Raw genomic sequence first — 18,392 nt, forward strand, 5'->3', positions numbered from 1 at the left:
CTCAACCCCTTTCTTGAAACCATAAGTAGATTACGCGAATGGGAAGAAGCTTCGAAAACCGGAAGCATTCGATTGCTAAGACGGCCGCTCAAAAGTCCAAGCTTTACTCCAAGTACGGCAAGATGCTGTACGTTGCGGCGAAGAATGGGGTGCCCGATCCTGAGTCCAACCCGTCCCTCAAAAGCCTGATGGAAAAGGCCAAACGCGAGCAGGTGCCCGCCCACGTGATTGATAAGGCCCTTGAAAAGGCCAAGGGGGCAGGGGGCGAGGACTACTCAGAAGCCCGATACGAAGGGTTCGGGCCAGGCGGCTGTAGCGTGATTGTCGACTGCTTGACCGACAACCCCAATCGCACGATTACCGACGTTCGTAACTGCTTCAACAAGAGCGGAGCTAAGCTGGGCACCGCCGGTTCCGTTTCGCATTTGTTCGATCACCTGGCCGTCTTCTCGTTCAAAGGTGGCGAGCAAGACCAGGTTCTCGAGGCCATGCTCGAAGCAGATGTCGATGTCGATGACGTCGAGGAAGAAGATGGTCAGCTCACCGTCTTCGCCGCGGCGACCGACTTCTTCAAAGCGAAGCAGGCCCTCCAGGAAGCATTTCCCGATGTTGAATTGGAAGTTCAGGAAATTGCGTTCGTTCCCCAAGCAAACACCGAGCTAACAGGCGATGACGCCAAGGCATTCGAGAAGTTCCTGGACATGCTCGACGACTGCGAAGATGTGCAAAACGTCTATCACAGTGCCCAGCTCCCTGATTAGTGCCTCGTCGCAAATCACACAGCTTCAGCGCAGCAACTAACGGCTCTGTGAATCACTCCTCGACAGTGGTTCTCAGAGTCGTTTCTTTTTGGCCACCTAACCACTCCCACGCATGCGATCTGCATAATCGCTGCAACCAAAACCGTCGGCACGGCCCGTTCAAGGGGAAGCTTGCTCACTTGCAAACCATGATTTCCGTCTGGATGCCCATTTCTACAAACGTCGCGTTTGCTGTCGATCTCTAAGCGAACTACTGTTTTATCGGCAGCTGCGGAGCAATATCCGTATTTCCGGCGTTGCTTCCTTCGTCGATCGCAAAGCCACTTTCCTCATGGTTTTTGCCGCTCTCACCCCTTGGCGTCATTCTTCGAAGTTGTACCTTGCTCACTCCTAGTTCCAATATCGCCCTGCTAGAGTCTTGCGGACAAGAACGCAAGCGGCTGCACGATAGCTTGCAGAATCCCGCTCGTTATATCCACTGCCTGGATAGTATCGATGACCTCGCAAATACGAAAACGGTCTTCGATGCGCTTGTGATCGATGTGGACTTTGAGAATGGCCGCGGTGAATCGCTGATTCTGGAACTCTGCGCGGAATCAGAACTTAGATCGATCTTGATTTCGGCAACTGAGTCGCAGCTCCACCGAGCCCTGCATTGCCTCGAGAGAGGAGCCATGTCCATTCTGGAGAAGCCTTTCGATCTAGAGCGGGCAAAGATCCTTGTCGATCAGGCAATTCTGGGAACTCGCCTCCGTCGAAAAACACGTCTGGAACGGCAGCAGCTTGGCCGTCGTATCGCAACGCTGACGGAGCGTCAACGCGAAGTATTTCGGCATATGGTAGCCGGGAAACACGTCAAGGAAATCGCTCTGGAAATGGGGATCGCCATTAAGACGGTTCATACCTTTCGGACGCAGCTGTTTGACAAGCTTGATATCGACTCGCCACTACAACTGATTCGCGACATCGCAATGGTATTCGGGCGTCGAGGTCTTCAGAGGTTGAGTACTTCGGTCGACGACCAAACCATCTCCGAGTTGGTCCAGCAATTCAGGAAGCCGAAGTACTTCGACATTCCGGTTAGCTAAGAGAGTGCGGTTGTCCCGCCTAACCGAGTCGTAGGATGGAAAGCGACTCGTCTTAATCGTTGCGCCAGTTACGCCGAAACTGATTGCATAAAGGGATACTACGAGGACGCCGAAAGCTCACGGAAGAGGAAACGGCCCAATGCTAGCAATTCTGCGTATGAACACGAAGGCAGTCTATGGACTGATTGTGGTCTGCGCGCTGGTTATTTGCTCAGGTTGTTATGCTCCACTGGTCAGTGGTGGAATTCCCGCTAGCACGCTTCCCGAAGAGTTCCGCCTTCCTCTTCGTACGGGCGGCACTCCACTGAACTACACAATGCTCACAGCACCGCCCCCCAAAGATTATCTGTTGGGTGCCGAAGACGTGCTGGAAGTTACGGTTCCCGAACTGTTTCCCAACGGCGAGTATCGACCACTCTTAGTGCAAGTCATGGGGTCGGGGCATATCCAGCTTCCGCTGGTTGGATCGGTCCCTGTCGGTGGGCTGAATCTCGCGCAAGCCCAATCGGAAATCACGCGAGCCTACTCGAACGGTTTCTTCAATTCTCCAACGGTCAGTATCTCCTTGGCCCAGAAGGCCACGTTCAGCGTGGTCGTGTTGGGCAAGGTCGCGTCGCCAGGCGTTACGGAGCTTCCTCGCTACGAGAACGACGTAGCCCACGCAATTGCTTTAGCAGGCGGCTTAACCGAAGACGCGGCCGAAGCGATCGAAATTCACCGCCGGGCACACGGGGTTACCCCAGAGGTCGTGAAGATCGATCTACGCGGCATGGATAACCTCAACTTCGGGCCGCACGATGTCATCTTGCACGAAGGCGATGTTGTCGTGGTTCCCAACCGAAGAAACGAAGTATTCTATGTCGTTGGAAAGCTGAACCCGACGAATGTGGTTCGGTTCTCTGCCGGGGAACGAGAACGAGAGCTTGGTGGCGGTTTCATCCTACCGCGGGATCGGGAAGTTGACGTCATTACGGCAGTGGCCATGGCTGGTTACATCGATCCGATCGATTCACCCACGACCGTTACCGTCCATCGACAGATCCCTGGGCAAGAACCCATGCTGATCCATGTCGATCTGATTAAGGCCAGGTATTGCCGGCAAGAGAACATCAATGTTTGCCCTGGCGATATCATCTACCTGAATCCGGATGCCAACTGGTACTTCCGTCGCACGTTTGATCGACTGATCGACGACGTGTTCCTGTTCCCCTATCGAAGTGTCTGGGGATTCTAGGCGGGCTGACGGGCTGGCTTCAAGCTTCTGGCATACGACAGAAATTGCATCCGCATGACGTTCGTCGACGTGCGGCCCCCGACATTGATGCGGTTTAATCGCATCGCATCGCAAGCGTCCAAGTCGTTCACGCCCCGCTTGGTTGTGAAGGCAGCCGTATAGCCGATGTCCTTCAACATCGCGGCAACCTCATCGCTGACGCCCCCAGCCGGATAGCAGAAAGAATGGATCTCCTTCCCTAGGCGCTTTTGCAGTTCGTCTCGTGATCGAATGGCCTCTTCGCGGGCTTCGTCCAAATCAATTTGGTTCATAAGCGGATGCGTGTGCGTATGAGCCCCCATGGTAACGCCTTCCTCCGCCAACTCTCGTAGTCGTTCCCATGAGAGGACTTCGTTGGGCTTAGCATCCTCCTGAAGCTCTTCGCAAAGGGTATCGATCCATGGCATGGCATCTCGATGTGGCAGTTGTTTGACCTTGGCGGCAATCATGCGAGCGGCTTGGCTCTTCTGCTGGAGACCATCCAAAGGTAAAGTTTGACCGTCGAGAGTGATTTGGGTCTTGGGGGAGGAAGAAATCGCCCAATGAACGCGATCCCACCAAAACTTGTTTTCCGGGTGATCAGGGAACGAAGTCGGTACGAAAAGAACGACAGGAAGGCCGCGTGATTTAAGGTATTGCCAAGCCGTTTCAAAGTTTTGGTAAGCATCGTCGAAGGTTATCAATACCGATTTAGCAGGCAATCGACGACGACCTTCGATGGCGTCTAGCACGTCGTCGAGCGAAACGATATTCGAGCACATTTGCAGCTGATCAAGCTGAGCGGCGAATTGTTCCGGCGTAGCACTGTGTACGCCTGGGTATAGGTGCGGGTTCTCGCTGGGACGATCGACGCGATGATAGGTAATCACGCGGAGCACGTTGTCACAGCGATCTCTCGACTCGAAAGACGAGAGAAGGTTGCTTCCTGCCCAGGAGTTCACCAGAGACAGCGCGCATTGTGAGAACACTCGATTGATCATAATTTAGTGCCGAATGGTGTTCTTCTCTGGAAGCGGAACTTCACGGAACCACATCCACTTGCCCCAATAGGCCTCCGGCGGATGCGACAGAACCGGGTCACTCTTGGAATCAGAAACTTCATAGACTGCATCACCACGGCGGTAAGTCACTGCAATGCTGTCAGCCTCGCTGGCCTGGCGTTGGAACTCGAACCAGGTCAAGCGAATGTCTTCCTTCGCGGCATGCTGAAACGGCGGGTAGGATGAGTCAATGATGCTCACCAGGTCATCCTGCCAGTGGAAGACCTTCATTGCTTTGGGCATCAACAGGTGGTTCCACTGATTCCCTTCCGTTTGAAGGTTACTGTACATCGTGAACGAACTCTCGGTTTTCAATCCGATGTAAGGGCATAGTGCATTGAGGATGACGACCAGCGGAACGATTGCCAGGCCGACACTGGCCAGCTTAAGTGACGCAGGTTGTGGCTTATCACTTGGGTCAAAGAGTGTGCGGCCGTACATTTTCCATACAAAAAACGCCACCCCTCCATAATACAACGCGAATAGCAATTGGCCGACGCGAATGACCGCCATGCGAACCTGAGCCGGTGGGAGCCATGCGTAGGATCGTGTACAAGCGATCAAAAACCACACCAGGCACAATGTGATCGGAGTCGCGGGATTTCGAAAGACTCTTGCAATCGCCGAGCATGCTTTATCCAGCCAAGGCATGCTGACTCGAAGTTCCGTAAAGCGGGCAGGCACATCTTCCGGCAGGAACAGAAAAAGAAAAGCAACTGCGAAGCCGGAAAACGGGATGAAGCCTGACACTCCCATGGCAAAGTGAAACGAGAATGCCAGCGTAATGCCCAACCAGCGCGTCTTCCTCACGGTAAGCAGAATCGGCAACGAGCACTCCAGAGCCGCTGTTCCCCAGATGACCAGATAGAAAGCCCACATCTCCTGAGGCAGGATACCGCCCAGCTTTTCGGAAAGGCCACTGTACAATGAGACGGCGGCACTGAGTTCCGGCTTGAAGAAGTCAGAGTTCAACTTTGCCAAGGCGGCAAACGTATACATAACGATCACGGACCAGCGAATGACCGGTGCCAGAACTTGAAGTAGTTCTCCTCCAGTCAACCGTGAACATCGATGCTGAAGCCAAAGCCCCAGTGCGGTGAGCAGAATCGCGATGTCCATGACACCGACGAAAATCCAATGATTGACGACATAAGGCAGGTCAATCAGCACACTGGCTAGGTGTGCGCCAACCATGACAAGAAAGGCTACAAGCGATTTTGGACGCGTGAGCACGATGATGGCCGTCAGTGACGCCACCATATGGTGAGAGAATGGATTCCAATCGGAAAGAATCGACTGGTGGAACAAAATGCCACATGCCATTAGGAAGGCAAAGATCGAGAACTGACTGCCAAAATCAGTCGACTGTTGGACTTCTTTTTCTTCGTGCATGAAACCTCTCTCCCACAAAAAGTTATTTGCGCTTCAAAGCCCGACAAAGTCGATGCCAATTATCCATCCAGGATGGCAGCGGGTCACTCCATTGGAAGATTTGAAGGGTTACATTTGTTTTGCTGATACTTTTAATCCAGTCGCGAAAACTCAATTCGCCGCGCCTTCTTAGTTGCAGAAAGGCCCGTAGATCATCAACCGGATTCCAAAGGTAGGCGTTATCGGGATAGTCACCAAACTCGGGAAGATCGCCCTCACAAACGCGCTGATAGAGAAAATACGCCAGGTCGTACCCGCAGCGATCCAACAGAATGTTCGCCGCGGTAATTCGCGCATTACATTCAATGAGCTTCAAAACGCCATCCCGAGGATCAAGCTTGAACTCGACGTTCGCCAGTCCGCGCAAGCCGACTTCGGCGAAGAGCTTGGTGGCAGGTTCTACCAGTTCCGGAATGTGATCGGTGACATGACGACAAGCGACGCCCATCTCTGGGGGAAAACGGCGGATGATGCGCTTGGTGAACTGGAATAGATGCTCGCCATCTTCGTCAATGTAGGTGTAATAGCTGCAAAGCTGGCTGTCGGGTCCCGGGATCTTTTCTACGAGCATTACCTCGTGATCTTCGTCGATCTTTTCCCATGCCGAGATCAACTCTTCAAACGTCTCAGCGACGAGGAATTTCACACCGAACGTAGCCACGAAGCGATGCGAATAGAGTGGCTTAACAAGCAGTGGAAAGACTAGTTCGTCACGAACACTCATCACCGATGATTTCGAGTCGACCAGCCAGAACTTGGGAGTCGGAACGCCGACGCGCTTCGCTGCTTGATATGTCTCCAACTTGTTGAGCATCGATGCCTGGGCATCCGGCACGAAGAGATCGAGACGGAATTTCCGTTTGAGCTTATCATAGTGCTCGATCAGCAGTTCCAACGCATCGTCACTTGCCGGAATAAGAACGGCTCCTTCCAAGTCATCCGAAGCGGAACCCAGCAAAAAGTCTCCCCACGCTGATTTGCCCTGCGACTTTCCGTCCAGGCTCAGCCAGCGGGAGAAACGAGAGTATCGAACGGGAGAATTGTCGTAGTTGAGCGCCCACACCTGGATGCCCGTGCGGCCCAAGCTTCGTGCAATGGATAGGGCATTCGCTCCGCCACCAATCACGATCGCCGGAGGCTTAGCCGTTGTGGAGCAAGTGTTTTCGCTTGGCTCGATGCGTTTGCTAAGTGTGGGAGGAATCGCAGACATTAGGTAGCGACCTCCCACTTCTCTTTGGCGACATCTTTCAGGGAAGGTGTCGCCTTGTGCAGGGCTGCTTCGAGAATCGCGGGAGCGACGCGGCACGTCAGTTGATCGGGATCCAAGTGATGATAGAGCCCAGGGGTTGTATTCATTTCCAGCACGACACCGCCGGATTCCTCAAGCGGAACGCTCGGATCGGCCGTGATGATGTCAACTCCTGCGAGTTGGATACCCAACTCTAAAGCGCACTTACGACACAAATTGACAATCTCGGGACACATGTCTTGAACAAGCTGGTTTTCCGCGGCCCGGTTTTCATTAATGACAGTCTTGAGCACTACCGACTGGCCACTCTTCGGGATTGAGCGAAGCGTCAGGTCAGAAGCCGACAAGGTGCGCCGCATGTCGTCGTCGACCGATAGCATGGTTTGAGCACGTCGCCAGCCTTGTTCTCGGCGAAGCGCATTCTCGCTAGCGATCAACTGTTGGATGGAACTCTTCCCATCTCCCACAACAACGGGAGCGCCACGATGTACGACTTCAATCAATTCACCATGCAGGAAAAGCAGGCGATAGTTATCTCCGGCAATCTGTCTTTCGATGAGCATGGTCGTATCAAATGCACGAGCCGTTGCCACCGATCTTCGGAGATCGCGAATCGTGCGAACGCCTGTTGTCACTCCCGAACCAGCCCCGGTGTTTCGTGCAGGCTTCACGACATGTGGGCTGCCATCGAGAAACTCGTAGGCGGCTTCTATCGTCTTGAGGGTAAAAGCCTTCCAAGGGGAAACCTTCGCAATGTGTTCTAGTTTCTTCAGTACCAGCGGCTTATTGCCAGCCAGGCGAAGCGTCACCGGATCGTCGAGTGTTGTGTAGTTCTTGAAGACACGCGTGCTTTCTCCCTTGCGATGAAACTCAAAGAGTCCACCGCCAAGATGCTCGAGAGAAGCTCCGACCTGCGCTGCCGCTTGCTCCCAGGCGTGCGAGTAAAACTCATCACGCTGCCGTTGCATTTCTTGCCCCAATCCACGACGAACTGTCAGCTTCGAGCCAGCGAACGTCCAAAGACTCCGTGCGCGAAGGTCTAGATGATTCCACATCACGAAACCTATGCGTGCTCTTCGGTTTCAATCGGATCGGCGTGCGATGATGCTTCCTTCACTTCCGAAGGAGGCGGATCGATTTCTGGTGTCTCGAAAACGCAGTTCTGTTCGGCAAGCATTTCATCGACCCAAGCATTCGAGAACTCGCCACGATGAACGGCTTCGAGATACTCGCGCGAGCCCGCCTCGTGAACCTTCAATCGACGAATCAGTTCGGCGACGATATCTTGCGGAGCAGCGACGATACCGGCCGCGTCAGCAACAATCACGTCACCTGGATTCACCACGATCCCGCCCAAAGCAATGGGGAAATTGATTTCACCAGGACCTCGATGCAGTGGGCCAATCGCTGTTTCGCCACGTGCAAACACAGGGAAATCGAGTTCCTGAATTTGTGGAAGATCGCGAATGAGTCCGTCGACGATGAAACCTTGAATTCCGCGATGACGAGCCTTGGTGCAGATGATGTCTCCCAAGACCGCATTCATCTGGGAACCACCAGCATCAATGGCGACGATGTCCCCAGGCTTCGCGATATCGAGAACTTTATGCACCATCAAGTTGTCGCCAGGAAACACTTTTACGGTGCAAACCGGGCCACAGAGGCGGTGTTCCGGGTTGGTTCGCAAACGAATCTCGGAGTCGACTGCGTAGAGGCGATTAAGCATGTCCGAGATATCTGGCGTCTCGAAACGCGCGAGCTGTCGGTAGACAATGGACTCAAGACGTACAAAGTCGGTGCGCACTCGGAATCCCGGACCGGGATTGAGAGCGGCAGATCGGAGGCGTTTATTCATGGTGCTGGTCTTCTGCAATTGCTGACGTCCACTGGACGCTGGCTAGATCGAATCTACAAAGTGTTGCCCTGTAGATGTCGATAGGAACGATGACTGATGAGACAAGGCGCGGATGATTTCTTGAACGGGAGCGGTCTTGAGCGTACTGCTTGATTTCTCAAGATTGGTTTGGGCACAACTGCGAAGTAGCTGACGACCTCCGGCGACGACTTGGCTTTCGATACCACAGTCAGCCAAACATGCCGTTACTTCTTCCAACTCGTGGGCTCGCCGCCCAGCGTGTAGTGGATAGGTAGGTAGAACCGAATCCATAGCCGACAACACGTCGGGATAATACCGACCCAGGCCTTGGAGAAAGCGATCGAGAATACCTGCTCGATCGGCGCCCACGCCTAGTTCCATTACCAGCGTAGCAATTCCCTTGGATAGGCCGCCCATCAGCATCTTTAATAGCGATGCGGAGCCTACCTCAGCCCCCAGGTTTTCTGTTTCAATCGGGCGAAGCAGTGGTACCACTCGCTGCACGTCTTCGCCACTTAGGTAAATCGCACCCCGTTCGACCAACTTGCCAGCGAGCCCTCGAATCGCCATGTCGACCATCGTCATGCCAGCTGAGTTCACAAGTCCTTGAATATGTTGTGTCGTTCGAGGAGCGATGGAATTTGCGTCGATATAAAGTTTGCCATCATCGGAAGCCATCTCAGTGACTTCTTGGGCTAGTTCGACCGCACATTGTGGTGGTGTTGTCGAAATCAGGATAGACGACTGGCGAACAACTTCTTGCAAGCTCGGCAGTAATTCGATCTGCGCAAGTTCGGCGATTTGCTTTGTGCGATCGCTTCGTTTCTCCACCGAGGTAACGACCCGACAACCGTTTTGACGAAACACGTCCGCCAAGGCAGATCCCATCTCACCGGGCGCCAGAATTCCGATCGTTTCTAAAGGTGTCTTTGCCACAATGATCGCTAAAGCGGTAGTTATTCCGAGGAGCGCGAAATTCCACAACGTTATTCATTCTGATTCGTGAATTTGTGGATGGGATCAGAATAATTCTGAGAGCCTTGTTTCCCCAAAATCGAAGTTGCTTTCGGCCCGAAAATGGTCGCGGTTGCACTGGCGATAGCGAACATAAGCCAGAAGTAACGAATGTAGGAAAAATGCAGGAACATGCCTGACATCAGGTAGATCAAGAGCGTGAAGACCAGGGCAGTCGCCGTCAGCGCGATGGCTGGATTGCTATCCAAGTACTGTCGGCGAATGCGATGGAGTCGCACAATGACGACGCCAAGGGCTGCGAGAAAGCAGCTGAGCCCTAAGAGGCCGCTGTCGGCCCCGATTCCAAGGTAGAGATTGTGCGCTTCCCAATTGCCTTGCAGCACGCTGTATCCGCTCTTCTTGCCGTATTCGCGGGCGTACGAGGGGAACATGCCCTGACCGACACCAAGGATTGGATTTTCGGCAATCACGTTCGCAGCCGCCATCATGATGGTTGCTCGGCTTCGCAACGAACCATCCACTTCCTCGCTGCCCTGGGTCGATGAAATCAACTGAGTCGCAGCCATGAGTGAGGTGATACGTTCTCGATAGGCAGGCATAATCGCTACAAACAGCACCGCCGTGATTCCCATCACCCCGAGCACTCTCGGCTTCAGATAACCGAGAAACACAGCGATCACAATTGCGCCTGCCAGGCCGATCACGGAGCCTCGCGAGAAGGTCACGGCCCACCCAACGACGGTCAGACCTGTTGCAATCCAGGCCAGGTACTTGAGCCAATGCTTCCGCTCCGACAGGGCCAAGCAAATACCAATCGGCAAAAGCATCAACATGTTCTGGGCATACCGATTCTTTTCGCCAATGGGCCCTGCGGATCGAGCGCGTGTGATTGTGACACCACGTTCGTTAACCTCGCCAAACCCAAGTTGGTCTGCCTGAGCTAATCCACCGTAATCGCTTTGATAATTGTTGGTGAGGTATTGATGGCCTGTCACCGCCCCCATGAATGCCCCAGTTGCCAATATGGCCCAGAGCGAACCACGAAGAATCTCTGGCGTCCGAACCGCATTGATCACGAGAAAGAACAAGCCGAGTCCCTCGAAGATTGCGCGAACAAGTTCCGAGAACGACTCATCCGGATCGCGTGAGAACATCACGCCGAATGCTTGAACGGCCACCATGCCCACCACGAGCATCCCTTCCCAGGGAAAAATGATGCCTTCTTCCCGAACCCATAAAAAGTAGCCCAAAGGAAGCAGCAACATCGCGGGTGTCAAAGCCACCACAGCGTACGGCAAGCCGTGGAACTGTGCCGCGACGACTGGCAGATTTGAGTAGATCAGAAAGACACAAGCGAAAGTCGCCAGGTGGGGCTTCAGGTAGCCAGCAACCAGCACAACGGGAAGAACAACAATTCCAAGCCAAATAGGACTTGCCCCAGAAAGGACGTAGAACGCAGCAAGTATCCAGAGGCAAGTAATGGCGAACCAACTGCCCCAGAGAAAGGCAATTTGCTGGATATCGGGCTTGTTTGAGCTTGCTTCCATGGATTAGAGACTAGGCAGTGCGACCGAATTCAAGCGGCAACTGTCGTGAAGCACGGGAGGGGTCGACCGGTTGTTGTTTGTATTGCTTGAACTTTTCCGAGGCGAACACCAGGCAAAACCCGCTTGCCAATCCAGCAAGTACGCAAATACCGAACAATGGTTTGGGCTGAGGCCAGAGCAATTCATCCGTAAGAATAGGGCCATCCAAGACACTTACCACCACACTTGACCTGCCTTCGGTCACTGCCTGATCGGCAACGCGAAGTTCATTGAGCTGCACGACGATCGTATCGTGTGCCGACTTGACCAGGTCGATCTCATCCAGCTTTTGCTGCTGTTTTACCAGGTATTCGTCGATCTTCTTGGCTTCGGTGAACTCGTCCTGATAAAGAGACGCCAATCGCGTCTCACGTCGCCGTAGTGCTTCGGTCTCCTGCCGAACTATTGTCTGAGCCGAGGCCGCGACTTCGTTCAGTCGCTTTTCCAGCGTTTCGATACGCTCTGCGACAGCGAGCACACTTGGATGCTTTTCCCCGTAGCTCTTGCGTAGTTCCGAATATTCCACTTCCGATGAGAGAAGCGTGTCCAGGTCCGTTTGAAGATGAGAACCCGCCAATAGGCCTTCGGAGTTCAAACGCGAAAGAAGTTCAACCACTTTTCTTTGTTGATCGAATTCGTTAGGAATCGCCGGCTTGGCAACCAAGTGCATGTTCTTCTGTGCTGGATCAGCCTGCATGGCCAATAAAGTTTCCAGCTTATTCTCTAACGCAATACGCTGGGATTGCGTGCGAACCAGTTCTTCTCCCACACGCATTAGCTTGTTTCTTTGCACCGAAGCCGCATCAACGTCAGTCCCCAGCAGAGGGCTTTGGCTACGTACCTCTTGATACTCCACTTGGAGATCTGCGATCTCGTGCCGCAGTTTCTCGGCTCGCTTATCGAGCAGCACGATCGTCTGTTGATGGCCTGACTGCTCTCGCTCGGAAAGATAGTCGCGATACGATTCGATAACCTCGGAGAGACCGTCGATTGCCCACTGCGGATCCTCGTCGGTGTACGTGACGCTGAGCACGTTTGTTCCGGCGAGAGGTCGAACTTCAAGTCGTTTCAAGACTTTATCAATCGGAGACTTGTCTGGTGAATCAACCTTCGCACTTGGAATCTTCGGAACAGCACGGCTAATCACTGAAGGGCTGCTGAGAATCTCAGCGTGGGTAGGCAGAAAGCTCTGAACTAGCGCATTTTCATCATGAGGTGTAAGTGGTTTACCACGCTCTTGGATGAGGATGCGTGCCGTAACAACGTAGGTGGGTGTCACCAGGAAGTAGTGAGCGGCGCCGAGACCGAGACACACTGGAATCGTGATCGCGAAGTAGTACCACTTCCGCAAGAACGTGGATACGCGAATCTGATCTGGGGCGGCCGTGTTGTCTTCCGAGTGAGCTTGGAACATCAGAGCTTAATTCAAGGGTTTCGGCTACAAAGCAATTGCGCGAATTACGAACCCGTAATGCGCACATGAAATAGACACATAAATATGCGTCCTTCTACTTCTAGAATGCTTGCCATCCCATGGTTTGTGAATAGTCTAGACAGGATATTTCTTACATTTGTACACCCACCATGTGACATACTCATGACACTTCTGTGCGTAACTTTCTGGCTGACCCTGCTACTGGTTGTCTACGCATATGTGGGGTTTCCGGTCCTGCTCATGGTGCGGGGATTGTTGGCCCGACCAATTCGGAAATCACCGGCAACTCCGAACGTGACGCTGGTGATCATTGCGCACAATGAAGAGGACGTAATTGCGGACAAACTGCAAAACGCCATCACGCAGGACTACCCTGGCGAGAAGTTGGAAATCCTTGTCGGGTCAGATGGTTCGGACGATCGAACCAATGAAATTGTCCAAGGTTTCAAACACGCTGGAGTGCGCCTTATCGCATGCGAGCGGCAAGGCAAGATTGGCACATTAAACGAAACCGTCGCGCATGCCCAAGGAGAGATCTTAGTTTTCTCCGACGCGAACAGTATGTATGACTCGAAGTCACTACAGGCCATCGCTTCGTGTTTTTCCGATCCAAAAGTAGGCGGCGTCGCTGGCGATCAGGTATACACGACCGATAAAGGAAACGCAGGAAGTCTCGGAGAACGACTCTTTTGGAACTTTGACCGTTTCCTGAAACAAATGCAATCACGGTCCGGCAGCGTCACTTCTTCAACTGGCGCCATTCATGCTGTGCGGCGTGATCTGTTCGAGCCGGTACCCTCAGGTGTTTGCGACGACTTCCTGATTTCAACCAGGGTGATCGCTAAGGGATATCGCTTGGTATTTGAGCCAAATGCAATTGCCTACGAAGAGGTCGCCGCATCAGACAAGGCAGAGTTTCGCCGTAAATCTCGCATCATTGCACGCGGTATTCGCGGGCTTTGGGTGATGAAGACCCTTCTAAATCCCTTGGCCTACGGGTTCTATTCCTTCCAATTGGCGTCGCACAAATTGCTTCGCTGGAGCGTGATCTTCCTGCTCCCGGTAATCCTTCTCTTAAACGTTGCCTGCGTCGGCGAAGGCTTAGTTTACCAAGTGCTACTTGGTCTACAGTTGGCCTTTTACGCACTAGCGTTTGTCGGCATTTTACTGAGAAACACCCCGATCTTCCGCAACAAACTTGCGAAGATCATGGCCGTGCCATACTTCTTCTGTATGGCCAACTTCTCTGCCCTCAGCGGTTGGTATCAATTCTTCGTCGGCCGCCGGGTCGATATCTGGAATTCCCACCGAGCCGTGTAAAGCTTATCGATAGAGCCAAGTGTCGAGCCAACGTTTGGACTTCCTCAGCAGCCCGCGAAATGGCAACTGCCTGGCTTGAGTCCGGGCCATACCGCATACGCGATTGCAGTATTTCGCCCACGCATTCGAGGCAATAGCGCCATGACAAACGTTCGTTGTGCCATTGGATAGGCGCTGTTTAAAGCGTTCGTCACCTTTTCCTAAATCAAACCGGCTGATACCACGCGTATCGGCCTGTTCCAACATGTTCAACATTAGGCATACGCCTGGAGAATAGGCGGAAAAGTCGACGTTGTAGGCAGGGAACCAGAGGTGCATTACCTGGTTAGAGATAAGCCCAAAATGTGCTGCAACCAAGTGGTCGCCAGCGTAAAGTGCTGACAGACAACCCCGAAAATGCTCGGTCTGCATAGGCCGCAGAATCTCGAGGACACGTCGTGCCCAGTCCATCTGTAAAACGTCGAACGTCTTTGTGCTTTTGCGTTGGGCCGACTTCCAGTCAAGTAGCGTATTGAATACGTAGTCATCTTCCGAGTGGAACACAAACCGGATATCACCCACATCGCGAGCCAACTTGCGTTCTTTTCGCCTGGTTTCTCGGATGATAGAGGAGTGAGCCTGGGCACGATCGTCTTGATACGCCTTCCAGCCGTTCGAGAAGTCGATATACGGCGAGGCAGAACTCCCGGCACCTGAGGGCACAAGATCTAACTGTGTCTCCGGTAAGTGATCGAAAGCCCAGCTGAATAGACCACACTCCTTCAAGAGTGCTTGAGTGGTGAGGGACCCAGGGAGTGTCCCGATGAGACCTTGAAAGTCATTGAGTTTGCCACCGACCGGCAATCCGAGTCCCGTGCTACCACGCTGAAAGGGAAAGAAGGCAACCGGCTGGTTGTCTTCTTCAACGACGGCGACGCGAACATCATCGCGTACCTGTCCGACAGCCTGGGTGTACTCGGGCTGATAAAACGGAGATTGAAGCGAACTGTTCTCAGCGACGACCGTCTTCCATGCCAAAAGCTGATCGGTTGTCAGTTGATTTGGTCTCAGGACGATGGGGCGCACTTGAGAGGCCGTTCTTTGCTGGACAAGTAGCGAGGCAGCACCCATCTAGTCTGAGTCCTGTAAATGTGTGCATGCATGTAATGACATTGCAACGTCTTCTAATACGCACCTTCACGTAGTAATACCGTCTTTATTGTCCTTGCAAGAATATACAAGTCCAGCCATGGTGACCAGTTTCGCACATAGAACGCATCAAGGGTTATACGCTCTTGGTAGGTTGTATTGTTTCTGCCGGATACCTGCCACAGGCCTGTGATTCCAGGTGTCACCTTGAGGTAAAGCGGGAATACATCGCAATATTTTTCGATCTCGGAATCAACGATGGGCCTTGGGCCGACGAGGCTCATATCGCCACGAAGCACGTTCCAAATCTGAGGTAATTCGTCGAGGCTGAATTTTCGGATTAGGTGGCCGACGCCTGGAATGATGCGTGGATCGTCTTTCAACTTATGATCGCGTTCCCATTCTTCCCGCAATTCGGGATGTTCGTTTAGGTACTGTTCCAGAACTTCATTCGCATTTGGAATCATGCTGCGAAACTTCCAGGCAGTAAACGTTCGGCCCGATCGGCCAATCCGTTTGTGTCCGAAGAAGATCGGTCCGTGCGAGTTTAGGCGAACCAAAATGGCGATCACTAAGCACATCGGCACAAGCAGTGGTGCAAACAAAAGGACGAGGCCGACATCCAGAAGACGCTTGGCGAAAAGTCGCCAGTGGGAAAGTAACTTGGCCCTCGCGTGAAGCCCCATAATGCCACCGATGTCCCGAGTTTCCGTCCATAGCGTTGGCCATTGGAAATCGGCGGGAACAATGATGACGTCGTGGGCCTGGGTCGACCAGAAATCAATATCGCTGCAGTAGGAAGATGGATCGGGATCTTCAACCGCCATGACAATGATACTGGCATGGCTTTGGGTGACCGTATCGCGGGCCAGCTGTTCTTTTTCGGCGGGTGTCATGGCGACTCGAAACTCATCCGACGTCAGGAGACTAACCGGACGCATTGCCAATTCAGCATTTTTCTGAATATGTCGCAGGACACGTCGTGCATGTTCGCGAGGTCCGACCACGACCACGGACCAGCCCCACCAACGCTGCGTACTCAACAAAGTTCGGCTCACGAGGCGAACCCCGGGGTGAATCAAATTCAGTGCGATAAGCGTCACGAAGAGCAGAGAGAGTTCGTAGGGAGTGCTTGTTTCGCTAAAGAGAAGGTTCGCCAGCAGCAAGAGCAACATGGACGTGTTGTCGAGCAGTGCGATACGTCGCAACTCTTGACTTGGGTGCAATCCACAGATGCGATAGGCGCCTCCGATGGAGTACGTGATAACTGCAATTGCCAGCAGGGGGAGCAGCTGCCGTGTGATGGCGTAATGCACATCCGGAAAAACCGTCCCAATCAGAACTTGCGAAAACGCCATGGCAACAACGATGCTCAACCCATCGGCAACCATCATGGGCACAACGGTGAGCAACGTCTGCAGAGTCTCCGACTTACTTCGGCGCGGGACGCGAAGCTCGAAGTCCTGATCTTTGGGAGAGGCAACGATCGACACGATCTATCAGCAATGCTTCAAATGATGTGGGTGGTGAAAAGACACTCATAAATCATGGTTTTTCAGCTATCGACCCATGTAAATCAGAATTTTTCCGACCTTGAGAGCGGAACGCGGGAAGCATAATGGATCTCGGTCGTCCACTTTTCAAAGCACGGATATCTCACTGCCCACCTAAATGAGTAATAGAACGGCATCTTCCACCACCCCGAATGGCGGGGAAATCTCCCGGGGCATTCGCGGGTCCTCGCTATTGTTTGCTGGGCGGTGCCTTTCGTTGGGCATGAACTTCGCGATACAGCTGGCCGCGGTCCGATACTTTTCGAAGGACGAATTTGGTGTCTATTCCGTCGCGTTGTCCGCCGTAGCTGTGGCCGCGGTCTTCGCCGCTTTCGGCATGGATAAGACGGCCCTGCGAGTCTTGCCTCGTTATCAGAGCAGTGGCGATCTCAAGAAGTTCTCGGCGGCGACTCTCATGATGGCGCTGGCGACCTTCCTGTGTTCTTTGTTAGCGATCGCAGTGATTTACGTCACCTGGGGAGTCGAAAGCGCCTATTCGAGCCAGTCACGGTCGATGGACTTGATGCTGGTCATGATCTGGATGACACCCTGCATGGTGCTCGATTGTTTTGTCACCTCCCTGTTCTCAGTGTTTGGCAAGCCGCGGGCAATTTTCGTGCGGCAGCATGTCCTGGGCCCCTTGTTACGGTTGGCGGCCGTCATTGCAGTCGTGTTGGCCGGCGGAGGAATTTTCGCCTTCGCTGCGGGCCAGCTCGTTGCGTCGCTGATTGGTGTGCTCATTTACGCAACATTGGTCCGTGGGCTGATTCTCGAACGAAATGACTTCGTCCGCGTCACCTGGAACGACATGAAGTCAACAGCCAAAGAAGTCTTCAGTTATAGCCTCACGCTCATCTTCGGCGATGTTGGATTCCTGATGCGTGGAGCGATGGTCGTTCTGATCATCGGAATGTTCCATACCCCGTCCGAGGTCGCCGGATTTCAGGCTGTCTTTCCTGCAGCTCGGCTGAACGATATCGTCATCGCGACATTTTCGATGCTCTTCATGCCTGGAGCAGGCCGCTTGTTTTCCGAGGGCGCGATCGATTCGCTGAATCACCTCTTTCGTAAAACGATAATTTGGACCACGGTTCTCTCCTTTCCGCTCTTCCTGGCATGCTTTCTTCTACCGGAGCAGCTTTGCGTGCTGCTGTTTGGGGCCCAATACGCTGACTCGGCGTCCACCCTGGCGATTCTTTCGTTGGGATTCTTCATCAATACCATGGTGGGGATGAACCTAAGACTTATCCGCGTGGTAAGTGGGTTGCGGACACTGATCCTCGTCGACGTCATTAGCCTGGCCGGGGCGATCGTAACGAACCTGTTACTGGTTCCATCGCTTGGAGCCGTTGGCGGTGCCTGGGCAATTTTGATCGGATTTGGTATTCAAGGCGTCGCCTGCATGGTGGCGGTCGCCATGACCGTTGATGTGAATCCCGTGTCGGGGCGATTGATCCGGGCCTATTCACTAGCCGCAGTCCTGACCTGGTGTCTGTGGGCAGCCGCGAACAGCGCTGTAGTGCCCGTTTTTTGGATGCCGGTACTGCTGGTGGCTGCGTCGATTCTGTTCGCCTGGCTGTGTCGACATGACTTGGAAGTCGCGAACGTGTTTCCTGAGGTTGCTCGGGTTCCCTACTTAGGACGTCTGCTTAGCACAGAACAAACTGGTTGAAAGAG

Annotated in this window: 15 protein-coding genes; 5 read left to right on the top strand and 10 right to left on the bottom strand. The window is 53.4% G+C overall.

What is annotated here, in order from left to right:
• The first annotated feature begins 38 nt into the window (after positions 1 to 38).
• The 3 genes from PSR63_RS25325 (at position 39) to PSR63_RS25335 (ending at position 3,083) form a co-directional block, all read left to right on the top strand.
• The gene (locus tag PSR63_RS25325) at positions 39 to 761 is read left to right on the top strand and encodes a YebC/PmpR family DNA-binding transcriptional regulator (protein WP_274328728.1); all 723 of its coding nucleotides are present in this window, start codon (positions 39 to 41) and stop codon (positions 759 to 761) included.
• 380 nt (positions 762 to 1,141) lie between these two features.
• Positions 1,142 to 1,849, top strand: coding sequence for a LuxR C-terminal-related transcriptional regulator (locus tag PSR63_RS25330; protein WP_274328730.1), 708 nt, complete (start codon positions 1,142 to 1,144; stop codon positions 1,847 to 1,849).
• A gap of 157 nt (positions 1,850 to 2,006) precedes the next feature.
• Entirely contained in the window at positions 2,007 to 3,083 is a 1,077-nt protein-coding gene (locus tag PSR63_RS25335) for a polysaccharide biosynthesis/export family protein (protein WP_274328732.1), read from the top strand.
• On the opposite strand, the gene PSR63_RS25340 is transcribed toward PSR63_RS25335, so the two are convergent.
• The 8 genes from PSR63_RS25340 to PSR63_RS25375 form a co-directional block, all read right to left on the bottom strand.
• Positions 3,080 to 3,991, bottom strand: a complete 912-nt coding sequence (locus PSR63_RS25340; RefSeq protein ID WP_274328734.1) for a polysaccharide deacetylase family protein — start codon at positions 3,989 to 3,991, stop codon at positions 3,080 to 3,082. The two genes, PSR63_RS25335 and PSR63_RS25340, sit on opposite strands and share 4 nt — an antisense overlap.
• 114 nt (positions 3,992 to 4,105) lie before the next feature.
• On the bottom strand, positions 4,106 to 5,554 hold the full coding sequence (locus tag PSR63_RS25345; protein WP_274328736.1) for an HTTM domain-containing protein: 1,449 nt from the start codon (positions 5,552 to 5,554) through the stop codon (positions 4,106 to 4,108).
• A 22-nt stretch (positions 5,555 to 5,576) separates the two neighbouring features.
• Complete coding sequence (locus PSR63_RS25350) at positions 5,577 to 6,803, bottom strand: carboxylate--amine ligase (protein WP_274328738.1); 1,227 nt, start codon at positions 6,801 to 6,803, stop codon at positions 5,577 to 5,579.
• Positions 6,803 to 7,897: a hypothetical protein gene (locus tag PSR63_RS25355; protein ID WP_274328739.1), complete on the bottom strand. Its 1,095-nt coding sequence runs from the start codon at positions 7,895 to 7,897 to the stop codon at positions 6,803 to 6,805. Before PSR63_RS25355 ends, PSR63_RS25350 begins: the two co-directional genes overlap by 1 nt.
• Before the next feature lie 8 nt (positions 7,898 to 7,905).
• Positions 7,906 to 8,697: a hypothetical protein gene (locus PSR63_RS25360; RefSeq protein ID WP_274328740.1), complete on the bottom strand. Its 792-nt coding sequence runs from the start codon at positions 8,695 to 8,697 to the stop codon at positions 7,906 to 7,908.
• Between the two features lie 42 nt (positions 8,698 to 8,739).
• Positions 8,740 to 9,654: an NAD(P)-dependent oxidoreductase gene (locus tag PSR63_RS25365; RefSeq protein WP_274328742.1), complete on the bottom strand. Its 915-nt coding sequence runs from the start codon at positions 9,652 to 9,654 to the stop codon at positions 8,740 to 8,742.
• A 50-nt stretch (positions 9,655 to 9,704) separates the two neighbouring features.
• Positions 9,705 to 11,240 carry an O-antigen ligase family protein gene (locus PSR63_RS25370; RefSeq protein ID WP_274328744.1) on the bottom strand — a complete coding sequence of 512 codons (1,536 nt, stop codon included), beginning with the start codon at positions 11,238 to 11,240 and terminating at the stop codon, positions 9,705 to 9,707.
• A 10-nt stretch (positions 11,241 to 11,250) separates the two neighbouring features.
• Complete coding sequence (locus PSR63_RS25375; RefSeq protein WP_274328746.1) at positions 11,251 to 12,693, bottom strand: GumC family protein; 1,443 nt, start codon at positions 12,691 to 12,693, stop codon at positions 11,251 to 11,253.
• A gap of 84 nt (positions 12,694 to 12,777) precedes the next feature.
• Between PSR63_RS25375 and PSR63_RS25380 the strand changes: the two genes are divergently transcribed.
• Positions 12,778 to 14,034: a glycosyltransferase family 2 protein gene (locus PSR63_RS25380; protein ID WP_274328748.1), complete on the top strand. Its 1,257-nt coding sequence runs from the start codon at positions 12,778 to 12,780 to the stop codon at positions 14,032 to 14,034.
• A gap of 3 nt (positions 14,035 to 14,037) precedes the next feature.
• Here PSR63_RS25380 and PSR63_RS25385 read toward each other — a convergent pair whose 3' ends face one another.
• Complete coding sequence (locus tag PSR63_RS25385) at positions 14,038 to 15,099, bottom strand: GNAT family N-acetyltransferase (protein WP_274328750.1); 1,062 nt, start codon at positions 15,097 to 15,099, stop codon at positions 14,038 to 14,040.
• Positions 15,100 to 15,197: 98 nt separating this feature from the next.
• Positions 15,198 to 16,655, bottom strand: a complete 1,458-nt coding sequence (gene wbaP, locus PSR63_RS25390) for an undecaprenyl-phosphate galactose phosphotransferase WbaP (protein ID WP_274328752.1) — start codon at positions 16,653 to 16,655, stop codon at positions 15,198 to 15,200.
• A 178-nt stretch (positions 16,656 to 16,833) separates the two neighbouring features.
• Between wbaP and PSR63_RS25395 the strand changes: the two genes are divergently transcribed.
• Positions 16,834 to 18,387, top strand: coding sequence for an oligosaccharide flippase family protein (locus PSR63_RS25395; RefSeq protein WP_274328754.1), 1,554 nt, complete (start codon positions 16,834 to 16,836; stop codon positions 18,385 to 18,387).
• Positions 18,388 to 18,392 lie beyond the last annotated feature (5 nt).

The sequence above is a fragment of the Bremerella sp. P1 genome (genome assembly GCF_028748185.1).
Lineage (GTDB): Bacteria > Planctomycetota > Planctomycetia > Pirellulales > Pirellulaceae > Bremerella.

What these genes read in the sequence shown, in the direction of transcription:
- PSR63_RS25325 (WP_274328728.1), top strand. Translation starts at nt 39, where the DNA reads ATGGGAAGAAGCTTCGAAAACCGGAAGCATTCGATTGCTAAGACGGCC.
- PSR63_RS25335 (WP_274328732.1), top strand. Translation starts at nt 2,007, where the DNA reads ATGAACACGAAGGCAGTCTATGGACTGATTGTGGTCTGCGCGCTGGTT.
- PSR63_RS25345 (WP_274328736.1), bottom strand. Translation starts at nt 5,554, where the DNA reads ATGCACGAAGAAAAAGAAGTCCAACAGTCGACTGATTTTGGCAGTCAG.
- PSR63_RS25350 (WP_274328738.1), bottom strand. Translation starts at nt 6,803, where the DNA reads ATGTCTGCGATTCCTCCCACACTTAGCAAACGCATCGAGCCAAGCGAA.
- PSR63_RS25355 (WP_274328739.1), bottom strand. Translation starts at nt 7,897, where the DNA reads ATGTGGAATCATCTAGACCTTCGCGCACGGAGTCTTTGGACGTTCGCT.
- PSR63_RS25360 (WP_274328740.1), bottom strand. Translation starts at nt 8,697, where the DNA reads ATGAATAAACGCCTCCGATCTGCCGCTCTCAATCCCGGTCCGGGATTC.
- PSR63_RS25370 (WP_274328744.1), bottom strand. Translation starts at nt 11,240, where the DNA reads ATGGAAGCAAGCTCAAACAAGCCCGATATCCAGCAAATTGCCTTTCTC.
- PSR63_RS25375 (WP_274328746.1), bottom strand. Translation starts at nt 12,693, where the DNA reads ATGTTCCAAGCTCACTCGGAAGACAACACGGCCGCCCCAGATCAGATT.
- PSR63_RS25380 (WP_274328748.1), top strand. Translation starts at nt 12,778, where the DNA reads ATGCGTCCTTCTACTTCTAGAATGCTTGCCATCCCATGGTTTGTGAAT.
- PSR63_RS25395 (WP_274328754.1), top strand. Translation starts at nt 16,834, where the DNA reads ATGAGTAATAGAACGGCATCTTCCACCACCCCGAATGGCGGGGAAATC.